The following is an 18,149-nucleotide window of genomic DNA, read 5'->3' as shown; positions in this document are numbered from 1 at the left end:
CACCCCCACCGGCGCCGCGCGGCCGCCGCGGTCGGTGTGCCAGCGGGCGGCGTGCAGCACCGCGGAGTGCTCGACTTCACTGTGGATGAACAGGTCGCCGCGGCGGCGGCCCGCGTTCAACGCGCCGAGGATCGCCGCGTGTACCGCCTGGGTCCCGTTGGCGGTGAACGACACCTCGTCCGGCCGGGCGCCCAGCACCTCGGCGACGGTCTCGCGGGCGGCGTCCAGCAGCTGACGGGCCCGCCGCGCCCCCGTGTACAGCCGTCCCGGATCCATCCAGCCCTCGTGCGATGCCGCCTCGAGTGCCTGGCGAGCCACCGGGTGGACGGGGGCCGCCGAGGCCGCGTCGAGATATGTGGAGGTCATACCCACTATTGAACGACACGCCGTAGAAATTCGCACCCCCCGGCAGTTTCGGGCCTCGTCCGCCAAGTAGGCTCACAGCGTTTCGTCGGCTTCGTGGGTGTGGTATGTCCACACTGAACGCAAGCCCGGTCAATGGCCAGAAAGGCTTGAGCAGGTGGTCGAAAGTCCGTCGTCCGCGCCCCCGCGCCGCTCGCGTCGTGTCCTTGGTCTCGCGGTTACCGGTGTGCTGTTGCTTCCGGTGCTGGCGGGTTGTTCGGTCAAGGACGCGTTCTACTTTGGATGGCCGCGTAACAACATCAGCAAACAGTCCCACGAGATGTTCAACATGTGGGTCGGTTCGGCGATCGCCGCCCTGGCGGTGGGCGTGTTCGTGTGGGGTCTGATCTTCTGGTGCGTGATCCGCTACCGCAAGAAGAGCGATGAGCTCCCGGTGCAGACCCGGTACAACCTGCCGATGGAGCTGCTGTTCACGGTCACCCCGTTCATCATCATCGCGGTGCTGTTCTACTACACCGCCACGATCCAGACCGACGTCACTAAGCTGACCGCCCACCCCGACCGCGAGATCACCGTGACCGCGTTCAAGTGGAACTGGGAGTTCAGCTACCCGGAGGTCAAGGGCGACAACGGCAAGCCCGTCTCCACCGTCGGCGACAGCGGCTACGTGCCCGTCCTGGTGGTGCCCACCCACGAGCGCATCCGCTTCACCGAGAAGTCCCAGGACGTCATCCACTCCTTCTGGGTGCCGGACCTGCTGTTCAAGCGCGATGTCATGCCCGGCTTCAAGAACCAGTTCGAGGTCAACATCGAGCAGAAGGGCGCCTACGTGGGCCGCTGCGCCGAGCTGTGCGGCGCCTACCACTCGATGATGAACTTCGAGATGCGCGCCGTGTCGTCCAAGCAGTACGACAAGTTCCTCCAGGAGCTCAAGGACGGTCTGACCACGCCGCAGGCCCTCAAGGGCATCGGCGAGGACCCGTACGCCACCACGACCAAGCCGTGGGACACCAAGCCCGATTCGAAAAAGGCGAGCTAGGAGCGAATCGGAATGAAGACTGAATCCCGCCTCTTCGGCATGATCACCGCGTGCCTGTGGGTCTTCGCGGCCGTCTACGGCTGGTGGACCTGGCACGACAGCGGCGGCTCCCACGGCGGCAAGATCGAGTTCATCGGCTTCGTCGCGCTGATCCTCGCCGGGTTGCTGTGCGGCATGTGCTGGGGCTTCTTCAGCTTCGTGGCGCGCCGCCTGGACCCGCGGCCCGAGGACCGCCCGGACGGCGAGATCGCCGACGCCGCGGGCGAAGTCGGCTTCTTCTCGCCGGGCAGCTACTGGCCCTTCGGCATCGCGCTGTCGGCCACCATCGCGGGCCTCGGCCTGGTGTTCTGGATGGTGTGGCTTTTGGCGGTGGGCCTGCTGGCGGTGCTGGTCACCACGTGCGGGCTGACCTTCGAGTACTACACGTCGACCCGCAAGGCCAGCGAGTAGCCGGTTTTGCTCCAATCCGCCCGGTTGGGCCTCATGCCGTCGGCTACAGTTGTGCCGCCGATGAGTTTGTCATCGCCACCCATGGATCAGGAGTCTCGACATGTCGTACCCGCCCCAAGGCGGCGGCCAGTACCCGAACCAGGACCCGTACGGCCAGCAACAGCCTGGCTATGGGCAACAGCCCGGAGGGTACGGCCAGCAACAGCCCGGTTATGGCCAGCAGCAACCGGGGTATGGCCAGCAGCCCGGCTACGGGCAACAGCCGCAGCAGCCCGCCTTCGGGCAGCAGCAGCCTGGTTATGGACAGCAGCCCGGTTACGGGCAGCCGCAGGGCCAGGGCTTCATGCCGCCCGCGGCGCCGCAGAAGAGCAAGACCGGTCTCTTCGTCGGCCTGGGCGTGGGCGCCGTGGTCCTGATCGGGGTCATCCTGGTTCTGGTCTTCTTCGTGTTCGGGTCCTCGGGCCCGACCGCCGCGGTCGAGTCGACCGTGAACGCCGCGGTGAGCGGCAACTACCAGGACCTGAAGGACTCCCTGTGCAAGCAGGACCAGGACTCGATCGACGAGGCCGTCAAGGCGTCGGGCAAGTCCGAGGACGAGTTCGCCGATGAGTTCGCCAAGAACGCGGCGAAGGACAGCGGGAACATCAAGGACTGGTCGGTGACGAAGGAAGAGGTCAACGGCGACTCCGCCACGGTGACCGTCGAATCCGACGGCAAGACCTCCAAGGTCGACGTCGAGAAGGAAGACGGCGACTGGAAGACCTGCTTCAGCAAGTCCTCGCTCTAGCACCAGAGCGTTTCGAACCACACGTGGTGTCCACCCGAGACCGTCGGGCGGACACCACGAGAACGCGGGCGCCGTGTGTCTTGCTTACGCAAGACCACGGCGCCCGCGTTGTTTCTGCCGCGCTTCGCGCGTCGGGGAAATCCTCGCCGTCACTTAACGGTGACTTAACGTGACGGTCGGCATGCTGAGCCCATGAGTCGATTCACCTTGATTCCCGACCTGCCCCGCGTCGTCCTGGCGCCCAACCTGATCCAGCTCGGGGCCGATCCCGAACGGGCCTGTCGGCTGGAGGTTCCCAACGGCCGCGTCGCCAAGCTGCTCGACCGCCTGGAGAACTGGCTCGACGACGCCGCCTACGCCGTCAGCGCCCGCCGCCTCGGCATACCCGGCCACGAGGCTGAGGCGCTGCTGAAACTGTTGCGCGGCAACGGTTTCCTCCTGGACGCCGATGCCGCCGATCGTGCGGCGGCGCTGACGCCCGAGGCGAAGGCGCTGGCCCTGCGCCGGGGATCGGCGCCCGGCCGCCTGCTGGCCTCGCGGCGCCGCCATCGGGTGTTCGTCAACGCCGCCGGGCCGTTGGCCCGCGAGATCGCCGCGACCCTGCGCCGCTCCGAACTCGGCCAGGTGTGGTGCGCCGACGAGGGCCGCCGCGCCAAGCCCACGTTCACGGTGCTGGTGAACCCGCCGCAGCCCGCCGAGCTCGCCGCCCGGGCCTGCGCGATGCGGTCGCGCCCCTACCTCGTGGTGTCGACACTGGACGGCGTGGTGCACGTCGGCCCCCTGGTGCGCCCGGGCCGCACCCCCTGCGCCGCCTGCGTCGCGCTGCACTACCGCGACGGGCTGCCCGGCTACGCCCCGGTGGACACCGGAGACCACCTGGAGGCGCCCCTGTTGACCATGGCGGCGTCGTGGGCGGCGATGGTGGTGCTGCAACACATCGCGGGGGAGGAGTGCCTCGCCGAGGCCGCCACGATCCGGCTCACGCCGTCGCTGCGCTTCTTCCGGCGCCGCTGGGATCCGCACCCCGAATGCGGCTGCGTGGCGCCGTGAGACTCACTCGAAGCCGATGGCGAATGTGTCCTCGAGGTCGTGTTTGGAGTAGGCCCGAAACGCGATGTGGGTCTCGGTGTCGGCCACGCCCTCCACCTTGGAGATTCCGCCGGCGATGGCGTCGGCGATCTGCGGGAACTCGCGCACCCGCACCATCGCGATCAGGTCGACGTGTCCGGCCGTGGAGTAGACCTCGGTGACGTGGGGCAGCTCGGCGATGTTCTGGGCGATTTCGGGAATCGAGTCGGTGGCGCACTCGATGAGCACGATCGCGGTGATCACGGCTGAAGACTCCTTGTCACGGGGTGAAGCGGATGAGCCGACAATAGCCAACGCTCAGTCCACGCGCGCCGACACCGGATAGTCGGCGTACGGGCCCAGACCGTAGTGCGCCAGCAGCCGGGAGGCGGCCACCGTGATGGGCGGGAAGGCGTCGACCGGCCACCACTTGGCGTCCAGCACCTCGGCGCCGTCCACCACCAGGTCGACCCGCTCGGGGTCGAGGTGGGCGGTGAACACGACGTCCACCCAGCGGCCCCGGGTGTGCACCACGGCCGCGGGGGCGGCGGCGGTGATGTCGTCGAGGGTCAGCGCGATCCCGGTCTCTTCCGACAGTTCCCGCACCGCGGCGGCCTCGGGGCGCTCGCCGCGCTCGATCAGGCCGGCGGGCAGCCCCCAGCCGAAGCCGGGAGGCTGGTTCAGCAGCAGCACCTGGGACTCGTCGAGCGAGTACACCAGCATGACCGCGCCCACGGTGTAGGTGGGCGTGGCGATCCGCACGATCCGGCGACGCACCATTTTGGGCAGTCGGTAGAAGACCTTGTAGGCGAACGCCTTCGCGCGGGACGCCGACTTGACGCTGGCCTGAGACATCGGCCCACCCTATCCGGCGGCGCGCGCCACCGTGCCCCAGCGGGCGAGGGTATCGGCCGCCGCGCCCGAATCGATGGACGCCCGGGCGCGATCCAGACCCCGCGACAGCGCGGCGTCCACGTTCGAGGTGATGTCGGTGGTCAGGCCGTCGAAGGCGGCGAAGGCCGCGGCGGCGTTGAGGACGACCGCGTCGCGCACCGCGCCGTCCTTGCCCGCGAACACCTCGCGCGCCACCTCGGCGTTGTAGAGGCTTTCGCCGCCGCGCAGCGCCGACAGCGGCGCCCGGTCCAGGCCGAGGGCCGCGGCGTCCACCTCGGTCTCGCGCACCTCGCCACCGGCCACCAGCCACACCCGGGTGGGCGCGGCCAGCGTCAGCTCGTCCAGTCCGTCCTCGCCGCGCACCACCAGCGCGGAGGCGCCGCGATCGGCCAGCACCCGCGCCATCACCGGCGCCATCCGGACGTCGGCGCACCCGATCGCGCCGGCGCGCGGCTGCGCCGGGTTGGTCAACGGCCCCAGGAAGTTGAAGGCGGTGGGCACGCCCATCTCGCGGCGCGGCGCCGCGGCGTGGCGCATCCCCGGGTGGAAGGCGGCGGCGAAGCAGAAACCGATCCCCGCCTCGCGCACGCAGCGCTCGACGCCCTCGGGCCCCATGGTCAGCGGGATCCCCAGCGCCTCCAGCAGGTCCGCCGAGCCGCTCTTGGAGGACGCGGCGCGGTTGCCGTGCTTGACCACCGGTACCCCGGCGCCCGCCACCACAATGGACGCCATGGTGGAGATGTTCACCGTGTGCGCGCCGTCCCCGCCGGTTCCCACCACGTCGACGCAGTCGAAGTCGAGGCGCAGCCGCCGGGCGTCGCCCAGCATCGCCTCCACCAGACCCAGCATCTCGCCGGGCGTCTCCCCCTTGGCGCGCAACAGGACCGCGAACGACGCCAGCTGCGCGTCGGTGGCCTCCCCGGCCATGATCTCGCGCATCGCCCAGCGGGTCTCGTCGACCGAAAGCTCGCGGCGCGACAACAGGCCCGCCAGCACCGACGGCCAGCTGTGTTCCGTCATGCCCGCCGCCCCTCGCCTACGCGGGGGCGGGAGTGCCGGCGCCGTGCTTGCGCAGCATCTCCACCACGGCCGCGCCGGTCCGCATCGGGTCCAGCGGGTGGGTCAGGGTCTCGTCGGCGCGCGACCAGGCGGCCAGCCAGCGGTCGGCCGAGCGCTTCAACACCACACAGGACGTGGGTGGCTCGTCCAGTTCGTCGCGCAGCTGCCGCGCGATGCCCATGCCCCCGGCGGGCTGCGCCTCGCCGTCCAGCAGGATCAGGTCGATCTCGAACGTGTCGATCTGGCGGATCGCCTCGTCGTAGCCGGTGGCCTCGAGGTACTCGATGGCGACGTCGGCGGCCGGGTTCTCGCCGATGGCCATGCGCATGGCGTGACGCACCTTGGGGTTGTCGCTGTACAAGATGACGGTGTAGGTGCTCATGCGAAACATCTTCCAAAATGAGGACGACGGACGGCGGACGAGTGCGAGCCTACCGCCCCGCGCGGGCGACGCCCGGGCGCGGTCGCGAGGCCGCCGGCGTCACCGCCCCGCCACGATACGCGTTGCCCACGCCCATATCCTGCGGTTAAACTCACCGGCCACACACGACACGCGGAGGAGGCGCCCCCCGCCACAAGTCGTAGAAGATCAGCGGCAATAATGACCGCGTGACTGCGGCTGAAAGCACCATTGACCCCGGGCGAATCCACTCGCTGACCCGCCCCAACATGGTCAGCGTCGGCACGATCGTGTGGCTGTCCAGCGAATTGATGTTCTTCGCGGCCCTGTTCGCGATGTATTTCTCGATTCGGGCGGCGGCGCCGGAACTGTGGGCCGATCACACCAGGGAACTGACGATTCCCTACGCGGCGGTGTTCACCCTGATCCTGGTGGCCTCGTCGTTCACCTGCCAGATGGGCGTCTTCGCCGCCGAGCGCGGCGACGTCTACGGCCTGCGCCGCTGGTTCGCCGTCACCTTCATCATGGGCCTGATCTTCGTTCTGGGCCAGGCCAACGAGTACCGCACCCTGGTCGGCGAGGGCATCAAGATCAACGGTGACGGCTACGGAACCATGTTCTACCTGACCACCGGCTTCCACGGACTGCACGTGACCGGCGGTCTCATCGCGTTCATCATCTTCCTGATACGAACGACGATGGGTCGCTTCACGCCCGCGCAGGCCACCTCGGCGATCGTGGTCTCGTACTACTGGCACTTCGTGGATGTCGTCTGGATCGCGCTTTTCGCCATGATCTACTTCCTGAAATAGCCGCAAAGCCCTGAAACAACATATTGGACATTTACGCAAAGGTGAGGCAACCATCGTGGCAGCACCCGTAAGACACCGGCACCGGTGGCGCAGGCGCCTGGGGGCGCTGGCCCGCTTCGTCGGCGCCCTCGCCCTGGTCGGCGGGATCTACACGGCATTCGCCCCCGGGATCTACGCCGACGAGCCCAAGCAGAACTTCGACAAGCTCGCCGCTGAGGGCAAGGAGCTGTTCGACAACAGCTGCGTCAGCTGCCACGGCAAGAACGCCGAGGGCGTCAAGGGCCGCGGGCCCAGCCTGATCGGCGTCGGCGGTGCCGCCGTGGAGTTCCAGGTCAACTCCGGCCGCATGCCCATGGCCAAGCAGGAGGCCCAGGCCGAGCGCAAGGAGGCCGTGTTCACCCCCGAACAGGCCGAGGCGCTGGCCGCCTTCATCCAGAAGCTGGGCGGCGGCCCCGAGGCCCCCGACAAGAAGTGGCTGGCCGACGCCGTGGCCAACGCCGACGTCGCCTCCGGCGGCGAGCTGTTCCGGGTCAACTGTGCCAGCTGCCACGGCTTCGCCACCGGCGGCGGCGCCCTGTCGTCCGGCAAGTACGCGCCCTCGCTGCGCGACGTGCCGACCGACCAGATCTACGAGGCCATGCTCACCGGGCCCCAGAACATGCCGGTGTTCGCCGACAACCAGCTGTCGGCCGAGCAGAAGGCCGAGGTCATCGCCTACATCGAGTACCTCAACAACGACCGGGACCCGGGTGGTCCGTTCACGCTGGGACGGTTCGGCCCCTCCACCGAGGGTCTGGCCATCTTCCTGGTGGGAATCACCACGCTGGCTCTGGCCACACTGTGGATAGCGGGGAAGTCGTAGCTGCCATGACCGATAAGCACAATTCGCCCGACGAGCCGGTCGACGTCACCGACCCGAAGCTGACGAAGTTCGACATCGTCAAGGAGGGGCTGCGGCGCGACGGCATCGAGATCCTGCATTACGAACCCGCGTTTCCGAAGCCGAACACGCCGGAGGAGCGCCGCGTCGAGCGCTTCATCGCGCTGTGCTTCGTGATCGCCGGTCTGGGTGCCCTGGGTTTCGTCGTGGTGTACGCGTTCTGGCCCTGGCACTACTCGTACGGCCAGGCCTCCACCATGAGCAAGTGGTACACCCCGATGCTGGGGCTGTGCCTGACGCTGGCCCTGGGCGGGCTGGGCATCGGCATCCTCACCTGGGCCAAGAAGCTGCTGCCCAAGGAGGAGCTGGTGCAGGACCGCCACGACGGCGGTTCGTCCGAAGCCGACCGCGTGATCGCCGGCGCCACGGTGTCCACCGTGCTCGACGACACCGGCATCCGGCGCCGCCCGCTGCTGCGCCGCGCCCTGCTGTTCGGCGCCGCGCCGCTGGGCCTGGCCGCGATCGCCCCGATCGGCGCGCTCATCAAGCCGCCCGGGGATTCGTACTACCACACCGGTTTCGACGCCAAGAAGTACAACGACGGCAAGCCGGTGCGCCTGATGCTCAAGGACGGCACCGAGCTGAAGCCGAGCATGGTCGCCGTCGGCGGCCAGGTGACCTGTTTCCCGTCCATTCCGGACGGCGCCACCAACAAGCACGCCGAATCGCCGACCCTGCTGATCCACCTGCGCGACGACGACGCCGCCGAGACCCGGAAGAACGCGTTCTCGCAGTACAAGGACGCGCAGTGGAACAACTTCGTGGCGCACTCGAAGATCTGCACCCACGTGGGTTGCCCGGCGAGCCTGTACGAACAGCAGACCAACCGACTGCTGTGCCCCTGTCACCAGTCGCAGTTCCAGGTAACCGACAACGCCAAGCCGGTCTTCGGCCCGGCGACCCGGGCGCTGCCGCAGCTGCCGATCGACGTGGACGACGAGGGCTTCTTCTACGCGACATCCGACTACCTGGTTCCGGTCGGACCCGCCTTCTGGGAGCGTGAAGCATGAAACGCCGCAAGTTCGACATGAAGCAGCTGCCGGGAAAGATCGGCGGCGAACTGGACGACCGGTTCAAGCTGGCCAAGCCGGCCCGGTCCCTGATGACCAAGGTCTTCCCGGACCACTGGTCGTTCCTGCTGGGCGAGATCGCGCTGTTCTCGTTCATCGTGCTGCTGTTGACGGGCACCTTCCTGGCCCTGTTCTTCGAACCCTCCATGGTGGAGGTTCACTATCACGGCAGCTACATCCCGCTCAAGGGATTGGAGATGTCCAAGGCGTACGAGTCGACGCTGCACATCTCCTTCGACGTCCGCGGCGGCCTCGTGATCCGCCAGATGCACCACTGGGCGGCGCTGCTGTTCGTGGCGGCCATCCTGGTGCACATGGGCCGGGTGTTCTTCACCGGCGCCTTCCGCAAGCCGCGCGAGACCAACTGGGTGATCGGCGCGATCCTGTTCATCCTGGCCTTCTTCGAGGGCCTGATGGGTTACTCCATTCCGGACGACGGCCTGTCGGGCACCGGTCTGCGGATCATGAGCGGCATCACCGAGTCCGTTCCGGTGATCGGCACCTGGGCCAACAACCTGTTGTTCGGCGGCTCGGGCTATCCCGGCGACGTGATCGTCACCCGCTTCTACATCATGCACGTGTTGCTGATACCGGGCATCCTGTTGGCGCTCATCGGTATCCACGTCGGACTGGTCTTCGCGCAGAAGCATTCGCAGTGGCCCGGGCCCGGACGCACCGAGCACAACGTGGTCGGTTTCCGGATGTTCCCCAACTACGTGTCCAAACAGGGCGGCTTCTTCATGCTCGTGTTCGCGGTCATCGCGCTCATGGGCGGCCTGTTCCAGATCAACCCGATCTGGCTGTTCGGTCCGTACGAGGCGTCGGTGGTGTCGTCGGCGAGTCAGCCCGACTACTACGTGCTGTTCCTGGAGGGCCTGGTCCGGCTGTTCCCGTCCTGGGAGATCCACCTGTGGGGCTTCACGCTCCCGGCGGTCTTCTGGCCCGCGGTCATCGGCATGGGCGTGGCCTTCACCGTCCCGATCTTCTACCCGTTCATCGAGCGCCGCTTCACCAAGGACTCCGCGCACCACAACCTGTTGCAGCGGCCGCGCGACAACCCGACGCGCACCGGCGTGGGCGCCATGGTGACCAGCATCTTCCTGATCACCACGATCTCGGGCACCAACGACGTCATCGCCGACAAGTTCAACATCAGCCTGAACGCGATGACCTGGGCCGGCCGGATCGGCATCGTGGTGGTCCCGGTGATCTCGTTCTACATCGCGCACCGGATCTGCCTGGGTCTGCAGCAGCACGACCGCGAGGTGCTGTCGCACGGCATCGAGACCGGCATCCTGCGCCGCGACGCCCAGGGCCGCTTCTACGAGGTGCACCAGCCGCTGGGCGCCCCGGACGAGCACGGTCACGTCGAGCTGGAGTACAACGGCTGGGTCGTGCCCAAGAAGATGAACAAGGTGGGCGCGCTGGCGCCGGCCATCAAGGGCTTCTTCAAGCCGATCGAGCAGCCGCGCGACGCCGAGCCGCCGGCGGTCGAGGGCGAGGAGCCCAAGAAGGAAGTCGGCGCCGGGAAGTCCTAGGGCGCCAAGGAAAGCGAGGATTCGCCCCGTACCGGTCTCAGCCGGTGCGGGGCGAGTTTCGTGTCAGGGGGCCAGCTCGGGCTGCGGTTGGCGGTCCACCGAGGCGATCAGCTTGTCCGCCAGCTCCAGGGCGTCCAGCTTCTTGTCGTAGACGGCCATGTACAGCGCGTCCAGGTCCGGGTAGCCGAGGTCGAGGCCGAGCCGGATCAGCGGCTCGGTGGACGCCAGGCCCCGGTCGCGCACCCGCAGCGCCGACTCCACGGCGTGGCGCCCGGCCTCGATGCGGTCGGTGAGGGTGCGCTGGCCGCCCAGCTGGCGGGCGGACTCGGTGGTGTGCGGGCCGCGGTATCCGGCGAACCATTGCGAGATCAGCAACTGCGCCTGCGGGGTGCGGGCGGTCAGCAGCCATTCCCGGGACGGGCCGGGGTATCCGCTGGCGGCGTCGGCGGTGATGGTCTCTACGAGGTCGCCCTCGGACAGCTGGGTGGACAGCGGCGCCAGGTGCCCGTTGACGTAGGCGCCGATCAGCCGGTCGCCGTCGGAGGCGCCCATGCAGTAGGCGAGGTCGACCGGGGTGGCCGAGACCGGGAGCATGTGCTGGCCGCCGGAGGTGGTGAACACCAGGACCTGCTCGTCGGACAGGTCGCAGCGCAGCGACTCCAGGAACCTGCCGGAGTCGATGGCGTCGGACTGCCAGTCCAGCAGGCGATGCAGCCAGGTCAGTTCGGTGGGGGAGCCGTCGTTGTCCTCGCCGGCCAGGTGGGCCACGATGCCCAGCTCGGCGGTGCGGTGCATGGCGGAGGTGCGGATCAGCACGTCCATGGGCTCGTCGCCGGGGCCGATCACCGAGGTGTGCAGCGACTGGTACAGGTTGAACTTCGGGGTGGCGATGAAGTCCTTGAAGCGGCCGGCAAGCGGGCGCCACAGCCGGTGCACCTCGCCGAGGGTGGCGTAGCAGTCGGTGATGGGGCCGTCGACCAGCAGCACCACGCGGGGCGGGTCCTGGGGGCCGCGCCGGGGGTTGACCGCCATCTCCCGGTACACCGAGTAGTGGTGGCGGGGGCGGTCGAGGATCTGGGCGTCGATCTTGGAGGTGCGCAGCGCGTAGCGCAGGGCGGCCGAGGCCTGGGCGACGCAGTCGGCGCGCTCGGTGTTGCACTCCAGATAGTCGTCGATCTCCCGGTAGACGTCGGGGTCGACGGTGGACAGGACGATGTCCTCCAGTTCGCGCTTGATGACGTACAGCCCGAGGCGGTCGGCCAGGGGGATGAGCACGTCCCGGGTGGCCTCGGCGATCCGGATCTGGGAGGCGTGCGACTTGTGGATGATGGTGCGCATGTTGTGCAGCCGGTCGGCGAGCTTGATCACCATGACCCTCACGTCGCGCCCGGCGGTGACGATCAGCTTGCGAAAGGTCTCGGCCTCGGCGGCGTCGCCGAAGTACACCTTGTCCAATTTGGTCATGCCGTCGACCAGCACGGCGACCTCGTTGCCGAAGTCGTCGCGCAGCCGCTGGAGGGTGTAGCTGGTGTCCTCGACGGTGTCGTGCAGCAGGGCCGCGGCGATGGTGGTGGTGTCCAGTCCGAGGTCGGCGGAGATCTGGGCCACCGCGATCGGGTGGGTGATGTAGGGCTCGCCGCTCTTGCGGTTCTGGCCCCGGTGCATTTCCTCGGCGATGCGGAACGCCTTGCGCAGCAAGGGGATCGCCGGGGTGGTGTTGTTGGCCCGGTGGCTTTGTTCCAACTTGACGACGCTGGCGCGCACGCCCCATGGGTCATCGTCGGGGGAGGAGCGGTTCAACAGTCCCCGCAGCATGGTCACCACCTCCGACTAACACACGAGTATCCCGATCCTATTGGCGGCCAGGCGCCGTGGGAAGGGGACACTCACCAATACATCCCCTACTTTCGCGGGAATCCGATGCGGACACCAGTGGACTGTCACCAATCCGACTGAATTGTTAATTAAGGTATCGGAAACTCTACTCGCCGTGCATCATCCGCCGTCGACAACCGTGCGAGGAGTTCACCATAGCGTGCCGCTCCGTGCGTGGGAAGCCACCAACCGGATGCACTGCGCACCAACCGAATCCGGGGCGACTCCAACCAGTCGGATATCAGTTCGGTCTCGGCGAGTCGCCCGGCGGCCAGGATCGTGTCGTGAGGAGGGACACTCGCGGCGTCCCCCAACAGCGATTCCACAGTGGGCATCGGGTCGGTGCGGGGCGGGCTCACCCCCGCGCCCGCCAGCACGCCGTGCCGCACCACCGCGAACTCCCAGCCGCCGCCCTTGGCCGGGTGGGCGGCCACCAGCTCGGGAATCCGGATCAGCGCCTGGGCCCGCTGGGTGCGCACCGCACCGCGCAGGAACGCCGCCAGACGGCCGCGCACCTGCGCCGCCTCCTCGAAGCGCTGCGCCTGGGCCAGCCGGTCGATGCGGCGCAGCAGCGGCTCCACCACCACCGTCGGGTCGCCCGCGGCCGCCGCGGCGAAGGCGGTGGCGGCCGGTGCGTAATCGTCCACACTGATCTTCAGCTGGCACGGGGCGGAGCAGCCCATCTCGGCCAGCGCGCACGCCGACGACGGCTTGCGCGGCGACAGCTTGGTGCGGCACTGCCGCAACGGAAGCGCGTCGTGCACCGCCTCCATGGCCTGCTGCGCGGTGCGCCGCGACGTGAACGGGCCCAGCCAGGGGGTGCCGGCGTCGGGGGGCTTGCGCGCCAACGAAAGCCGGGGGTACGCCTCGGAGGTGAGCCGCAGCCAGGTCAGCCGCTCGGGGTACTTCGACTTGCGGTTGAACGGGGGCTTGGCGCCGCCGATCATCCGCAGCTCCCGCACCCCGGCCTCCAGGCGGTGGGCGCACTCGATGGCCTCGACGCGCTCGGCCAGCCGCAACATGTCGCGCATCCGGCCCCGGGTCTCGCCGCCGGAGAAGTAGCTGCGCACCCGGGTGGCGATGTCCACCGAGGTGCCGATGTACAGCGGACGGTCGTCGGCGTCGCGAAACACGTACACGCCGGGGGAGTGGGGCAGATCCTGCGCCAGGTGCCGCTTGCGCCGCCGTTCGGCGGCGGGGATGGCGCGCTGGAAGTCGGCCAGATCATCGTCGGTGAGGACGAAGTGGCCGCCGAGCCGCTCCAGCAGGGCGTGCAGCACGTCCACGGTGGCGCGGGCGTCGTCCAGCGCCCGGTGCGTGGGGGAGACCCGGGCGCCGAAGTAACGCGCCAGGGTGGACAGTCGCTTGTTGGGCACCTCGCTGCGGTCCACCAGCCGCCGGGCCAGCACCACGGTGTCGACCACCTGGGGGCGGGGCCACGGCAGCCGCGCCCGATTGAAGGCGGCGCGCAGGAAGCCCACGTCGAAGGGGGCGTTGTGCGCCACCCACACCGTTCCGGCGGCGAACTCCACAAAGGACGGCAGCACCGCCTCGATGGACGGTGCGTCGGCCACCATCCGATCGGTGATGCCGGTCAGCGCGCTGATCCGCGCGTCGATCGGCTCGCCGGGATTGACCAGGGTGGAGTATTCGCCGCTCACCTCGCCGCCACGCACCTTGACGGCGCCGATTTCGGTGATGCCGCAGGCATCCGAGGCGATGCCGGTGGTCTCCAGGTCCACCACCATGAACATCACTTCGGACAGTGGTGTTCCAAGGTCCTCAAAGGACGGCTGCACGTAGCGTCCTGTTGATTGACTCGGCACGGCAGGAGTGTATGACTGCCCTCGGACAGCCGATGAAGCGGAGATGAACGAACTTACGGGCGTCGTGTTCGATAGCTCAGCGGCGCGCGGCCTCCGCCAGCCAGGCTCCCAGGCGGCGGGCCAGCGGCGGGGTGGTGCCGGACTCGGCGTGGCCCATGCCCGGCTCGATCCACAGCTGCCGGGGTTGCCCGGCGGCGTCGTAGATGGCGTGGGCGTGCCGTAGCGGGAAGAAGCGGTCGCGATCGCCGTGCACCACCAGAAGCGGCGTCGGGGATATCTTGCCCGCCACCTGTTCGGGGGTGAGCGGGATCTGCTCCCAGCCGATGCCGATCCGGGTGCGCAGCGCGGCGCGGCTGAAGGCCCGCCCGGTCCGCCACTCCACGGCGCGGTGCACCCAGCGCATCATCGTGGTGCCCCGGTAGTACCAGTGCGCGGGGCCGCTCACCGAGGCCACCGCGTCGACGCCGCCGAGCAGGGCCGCGTGCCGCACCGCGACCGAGGCGCCCATCGAGAAGCCCACGACGGCCACCGTGGAGTATCCCTGGTCGCGGGCGTGGGTCACCGCGGCGTCGACGTCGAGGATCTCCTGATCGCCCACGGTGGACACGCCGGTGGAGCCGCCGTGGCCGCGAAAGTCGAAGCCGATCACCCCGCCGAAGCGGCGCAGGGTCGCGGCGATGTTTCGGGTACGCGGATGGCGCCACGTACCCGAAAACCCATGAGCCATGACGATCGCCAGGTCGCCGTCGCCGCGCAGGTGCACGGCGTCCAGCCGCACCCCGTCGGCGGCGTACAGCACGATCCCGGATTCATCCATTGTGGTGTTAGCTCGCCGCGTGCTCCTCGATGAGGGCCACCAGGGTGCGCACCGGACGGCCGGTGGCGCCGGCGACGGTGTAGCCGTACGGCTCGCCGCCGTGGCTGGCCGGACCGGCCACGTCGATGTGCGCCCACGGCATGTCCTCGGCGACGAAGTGCGACAGGAAGACCCCCGCCTGCAGCATGTGGCCCGAGCGCTCCAGGCCGGTGCCGCACTGCTTGACGTCGGCGACCGACGACTCCATCAGCTTCTTGATCTCCTCGGGGAACGGCATCGGCCAGGCCGGCTCGCCGAGCCGCTCGCCGACCGCCTTGACCCGCGCGCACTCGGCGTCGGTGCCCATGACGCCCGCGGTGCGCTTGCCCAGCGCGATCACCTGGCCGCCGGTCAGGGTGGCGGCGTCGTAGATGACGTCCGGGTTGTCCTCGGCGGCGCGCACCAGCGCGTCGCACATCACCATGCGGCCCTCGGCGTCGGTGTTGAGCACCTCGACGGTCTTGCCGCCGTAGGTGGTGATGACGTCGCCGGGACGGTAGGCCGACCCCGAGGGCATGTTCTCCGCCAGCGCCAGGTAGCCGGTGACGTTGACGCCGGGCTTCAGTGCCGCGACCGCCAGCATGGTCCCGGCCACCGCGGCGGCGCCGCCCATGTCGGTGATCATGTCCCACATGCCCGCGGCGGGCTTGATCGAGATGCCGCCGGTGTCGAAGGTGATGCCCTTGCCGACCAGCGCCACGTGCTTGGTGGCGTTCGGGGCGCGGTAGGTGAGCCGCACCAGGCGGGGCGGGGCCTCCGAGCCCTGGCCCACCGCGAGGATGCCGCCGTAGCCGCCGGCCCGCAGCGCGTTCTCGTCCAGCACCTCCACGCCGAGGCCCGCGGTGTTGGCCGCGGCCGCGGCCTGGTCGGCCAGGATCGACGGGCGCAGCAGGTTGGACGGCGTGTTCACCCAGTCGCGCGCCTGGTAGACGGCGTTGGCCAGCGCCTGCGCCCGCTCGGTGTCGCCGGAGCCGAGCACCGTGACGGTGTCGACCGGCCACTTGCGGTCCGGGTCGTCGGACTTGAAGCCCTCGAACTGGTAGGAACCCAAAAGCGCCCCGAGCCCGAGCTGCTCGGCGTCGCCGTCGATGGCGATGGTGACCGAGGCGCGCCCGGCGGCGGCGCGCGCGGCCGCCCCGGCGGCGCGGCGCAGCGTCTCGTCGGTGACGTCGCCCTCCTTGCCCAGACCCACCGCGACGAGGAGCTTGGCGCCGAGGCGTCCGGCGGCCGGCAGCTTGGTGACGGTCGCGGCGGCACCCGTGGCGCCCAGCAGATCCAGATCGTCGGTCAGGCCCTCCCAGGCGGCGGCCACCGACGCGGCGCCGGGCGCCAGGACGGGGCCGTCGTCACCGGTGAAGAGACCGACGACGAGGACCTCGGTGTCCACGGTGGCCGGATCGGCGGCGGACGTTGTCAGGTGCGGCACTGCGACTCCTTGGTGTAAGACGCGACAGGGGTGACGGTCCTTGCGAACGGATCAGCCGATCGTACGCGCCCGCTGCGGAGACGGTAGGTTTCGCGTCATGACTCAGACGTCTGAATCACTCCGCTCGCCGCTGCACGAACGCCACGAGGTCGCCGGTGCCAAGTTCGCCGAGTTCGGCGGTTGGCTGATGCCCCTGGAGTACGCCGGCGGCGGCGTGGTCGCCGAACACACGGCGGTGCGCACCGCCGTGGGACTGTTCGACGTGTCACACCTCGGCAAGATCGACATCACCGGCGACGGCGCGGCCGCGTTCGTCAACCGGTGCCTCACCAACGATCTGGGCCGCATCGAACCCGGCAAGGCCCAGTACACGATGTGCTGCGACGACAACGGCGGCGTCGTCGACGACATGATCGCCTACCTCTACGCCGACGACCGGGTCTTCCTGGTGCCCAACGCCGCCAACAACGCCGAGATCGCCCGCCGTCTCGCCGAGGCCGCGCCCGAGGGCGTCACGGTCACCAACGCCCACACCGACTACGCGGTGCTGGCGGTGCAGGGCCCGAGGTCCGCCGAGGTGCTCGACGCCCTCGACCTGCCGTCGTACCACTCCTACATGTCCTTCGACGAGGGCGTGCTGGACGACACCACGATCGTCGTGTGCCGCACCGGATACACCGGCGAGCACGGCTACGAACTGGTGGTGCCCAACGCCTCCGCGGTGGCGGTGTGGGACGCGATCATCGCCGCGGGCGGGCCCTTCGGCATCCGCCCCGCCGGCCTCGGCGCCCGCGACACGCTGCGCACCGAGATGGGCTATCCCTTGCACGGCAACGAACTGTCCGCCGACATCACCCCGGTGCAGGCCCGCAACGGCTGGGCGGTCGGCTGGAAGAAGGACGCGTTCTGGGGCAAGGACGCGCTGGCCGCCGAGAAGGCCGCGGGACCCGCGCGTCGGCTGTGGGGCCTGGAGGCCACCGGGCGCGGCATTCCCCGCGCGCACATGAACGTGCTGTCGGGCGACAGCGTCGTCGGCGTCACCACCAGCGGTACCTTCTCGCCCACCAGGAAGATCGGCATCGCGCTGGCCCTGATCGACACTTCCTCCGAAGTGGACGAAGGCGCCGAGCTGACCGTGGACGTGCGCGGCCGCGGCCTCGACGTGCGCGTGGTGAAGCCGCCGTTCGTCGACCCGTCCGTGAAGTAATCGGCCCTCAGGTGGCGTCGCCGTCGTCGGCCGTCTCGTCGGCGTCGGCGTCGTCATCGTCGTCGTCGTCCTCGGGCTGGGGTGGCAGATAGGACAGCTCGCTGACGGTGGTCAGCGTCTCCTGCAGCAGGGGCAGCGCGTGCAGCGCCGCGCAGCCCTCGCCGAGGTCGACGCCGAAGCCCAGCGGCTCGGCCAGCCCGATCTGGTCGGCGGCCTCGCTGACCACGGGGTGGGGCAGGCGGTCGGGGGCGTAGCACCACTTCGGAGCGCCCAGCGAGAAGTCCCGCGACACCAGCGCCGCGGCGGCGGCGACCGGTCCGTCGATGAGCATCGGGGTGCGGCGCACGGCCGCGCCCACGATGGCGCCGACCAGGGTCGCCATCACCGGGCCGCCGAGTTCGCCGAGCATCACCCGGGCCTCGCGGCCGGGGCCGCCGAGCCGGGCGAAGGCGTCGCGGATCGCCGCGACCCGCCGCATCCACACGTTGTCGTCGATGACGCCGCCGGGGCGGCGCACCCGGGGCGACAGCTCCACGGCC

General features: G+C 69.4%; 19 protein-coding genes. 9 read left to right on the top strand and 10 right to left on the bottom strand.

Features of this window, described 5'->3' with window-relative positions; all coding sequences use genetic code 11:
* Positions 1–372: aminotransferase class V-fold PLP-dependent enzyme (locus tag VE172_RS13160; protein ID WP_414715095.1), on the bottom strand; the 372-nt coding region annotated here is incomplete at its 3' end.
* A 217-nt stretch (positions 373–589) separates the two neighbouring features.
* Between VE172_RS13160 and ctaC the strand changes: the two genes are divergently transcribed.
* From ctaC to VE172_RS13140, 4 genes are all read left to right on the top strand, one after another.
* Positions 590–1,402, top strand: a complete 813-nt coding sequence (gene ctaC, locus VE172_RS13155) for an aa3-type cytochrome oxidase subunit II (protein ID WP_324802324.1) — start codon at positions 590–592, stop codon at positions 1,400–1,402.
* Between the two features lie 12 nt (positions 1,403–1,414).
* Positions 1,415–1,852, top strand: a complete 438-nt coding sequence (locus VE172_RS13150; protein WP_324802322.1) for a cytochrome c oxidase subunit 4 — start codon at positions 1,415–1,417, stop codon at positions 1,850–1,852.
* Between the two features lie 100 nt (positions 1,853–1,952).
* Positions 1,953–2,639 carry an Rv0361 family membrane protein gene (locus tag VE172_RS13145; RefSeq protein WP_324802319.1) on the top strand — a complete coding sequence of 229 codons (687 nt, stop codon included), beginning with the start codon at positions 1,953–1,955 and terminating at the stop codon, positions 2,637–2,639.
* A gap of 192 nt (positions 2,640–2,831) precedes the next feature.
* The gene (locus VE172_RS13140; RefSeq protein ID WP_324802316.1) at positions 2,832–3,689 is read left to right on the top strand and encodes a hypothetical protein; all 858 of its coding nucleotides are present in this window, start codon (positions 2,832–2,834) and stop codon (positions 3,687–3,689) included.
* A gap of 3 nt (positions 3,690–3,692) precedes the next feature.
* Here the strand turns inward: VE172_RS13140 and VE172_RS13135 are convergent, their stop codons facing one another.
* Genes VE172_RS13135 through VE172_RS13120 form a run of 4 tightly spaced genes read right to left on the bottom strand, consistent with a single transcriptional unit; the run spans position 3,693 to position 6,042 of the window.
* Positions 3,693–3,971, bottom strand: a complete 279-nt coding sequence (locus VE172_RS13135; protein WP_324802313.1) for an Lrp/AsnC family transcriptional regulator — start codon at positions 3,969–3,971, stop codon at positions 3,693–3,695.
* Between the two features lie 54 nt (positions 3,972–4,025).
* Complete coding sequence (locus VE172_RS13130; RefSeq protein ID WP_324802311.1) at positions 4,026–4,562, bottom strand: NUDIX hydrolase; 537 nt, start codon at positions 4,560–4,562, stop codon at positions 4,026–4,028.
* Positions 4,563–4,571: 9 nt separating this feature from the next.
* The gene (gene trpD, locus VE172_RS13125) at positions 4,572–5,621 is read right to left on the bottom strand and encodes an anthranilate phosphoribosyltransferase (protein ID WP_324802309.1); all 1,050 of its coding nucleotides are present in this window, start codon (positions 5,619–5,621) and stop codon (positions 4,572–4,574) included.
* A 16-nt stretch (positions 5,622–5,637) separates the two neighbouring features.
* On the bottom strand, positions 5,638–6,042 hold the full coding sequence (locus VE172_RS13120) for a hypothetical protein (RefSeq protein WP_324802306.1): 405 nt from the start codon (positions 6,040–6,042) through the stop codon (positions 5,638–5,640).
* Positions 6,043–6,269: 227 nt separating this feature from the next.
* On the opposite strand from VE172_RS13120, the gene ctaE reads away from it, so the two are divergent.
* Genes ctaE through qcrB form a run of 4 tightly spaced genes read left to right on the top strand, consistent with a single transcriptional unit; the run spans position 6,270 to position 10,420 of the window.
* On the top strand, positions 6,270–6,872 hold the full coding sequence (ctaE, locus tag VE172_RS13115) for an aa3-type cytochrome oxidase subunit III (RefSeq protein ID WP_324802304.1): 603 nt from the start codon (positions 6,270–6,272) through the stop codon (positions 6,870–6,872).
* Between the two features lie 55 nt (positions 6,873–6,927).
* On the top strand, positions 6,928–7,734 hold the full coding sequence (qcrC, locus tag VE172_RS13110; protein ID WP_324802302.1) for a cytochrome bc1 complex diheme cytochrome c subunit: 807 nt from the start codon (positions 6,928–6,930) through the stop codon (positions 7,732–7,734).
* 5 nt (positions 7,735–7,739) lie between these two features.
* The gene (gene qcrA / locus VE172_RS13105) at positions 7,740–8,822 is read left to right on the top strand and encodes a cytochrome bc1 complex Rieske iron-sulfur subunit (protein ID WP_324802300.1); all 1,083 of its coding nucleotides are present in this window, start codon (positions 7,740–7,742) and stop codon (positions 8,820–8,822) included.
* Positions 8,819–10,420 carry a cytochrome bc1 complex cytochrome b subunit gene (gene qcrB / locus VE172_RS13100; protein WP_324802297.1) on the top strand — a complete coding sequence of 534 codons (1,602 nt, stop codon included), beginning with the start codon at positions 8,819–8,821 and terminating at the stop codon, positions 10,418–10,420. Before qcrA ends, qcrB begins: the two co-directional genes overlap by 4 nt.
* Before the next feature lie 63 nt (positions 10,421–10,483).
* Here the strand turns inward: qcrB and VE172_RS13095 are convergent, their stop codons facing one another.
* The 4 genes from VE172_RS13095 to VE172_RS13080 all read right to left on the bottom strand — a co-directional run bounded on the left by VE172_RS13095 (position 10,484) and on the right by VE172_RS13080 (position 16,403).
* A complete protein-coding gene (locus VE172_RS13095; protein ID WP_324802295.1) occupies positions 10,484–12,235 on the bottom strand; it encodes a RelA/SpoT family protein in 1,752 nt (583 codons plus the stop codon).
* A gap of 149 nt (positions 12,236–12,384) precedes the next feature.
* Positions 12,385–14,121 carry a DEDD exonuclease domain-containing protein gene (locus VE172_RS13090; RefSeq protein WP_324802293.1) on the bottom strand — a complete coding sequence of 579 codons (1,737 nt, stop codon included), beginning with the start codon at positions 14,119–14,121 and terminating at the stop codon, positions 12,385–12,387.
* Positions 14,122–14,197: 76 nt separating this feature from the next.
* Positions 14,198–14,938: an alpha/beta hydrolase gene (locus VE172_RS13085; RefSeq protein ID WP_324802291.1), complete on the bottom strand. Its 741-nt coding sequence runs from the start codon at positions 14,936–14,938 to the stop codon at positions 14,198–14,200.
* 7 nt (positions 14,939–14,945) lie between these two features.
* A complete protein-coding gene (locus VE172_RS13080) occupies positions 14,946–16,403 on the bottom strand; it encodes a leucyl aminopeptidase (RefSeq protein WP_324802288.1) in 1,458 nt (485 codons plus the stop codon).
* 97 nt (positions 16,404–16,500) lie between these two features.
* On the opposite strand from VE172_RS13080, the gene gcvT reads away from it, so the two are divergent.
* The gene (gcvT, locus tag VE172_RS13075) at positions 16,501–17,610 is read left to right on the top strand and encodes a glycine cleavage system aminomethyltransferase GcvT (RefSeq protein WP_324802285.1); all 1,110 of its coding nucleotides are present in this window, start codon (positions 16,501–16,503) and stop codon (positions 17,608–17,610) included.
* A 7-nt stretch (positions 17,611–17,617) separates the two neighbouring features.
* On the opposite strand, the gene VE172_RS13070 is transcribed toward gcvT, so the two are convergent.
* Positions 17,618–18,149, bottom strand: a 532-nt coding sequence (locus VE172_RS13070; protein WP_324802282.1) for a nicotinate-nucleotide--dimethylbenzimidazole phosphoribosyltransferase, incomplete at its 5' end; no start/stop codon positions are given.

It is taken from the genome of Stackebrandtia sp. (assembly GCF_035643755.1).
Taxonomy (GTDB): domain Bacteria; phylum Actinomycetota; class Actinomycetes; order Mycobacteriales; family Micromonosporaceae; genus Stackebrandtia.
The sequence above is the reverse complement of the archived record's forward strand: the minus strand, read 5'-3'. Positions and strand labels throughout refer to the sequence as shown.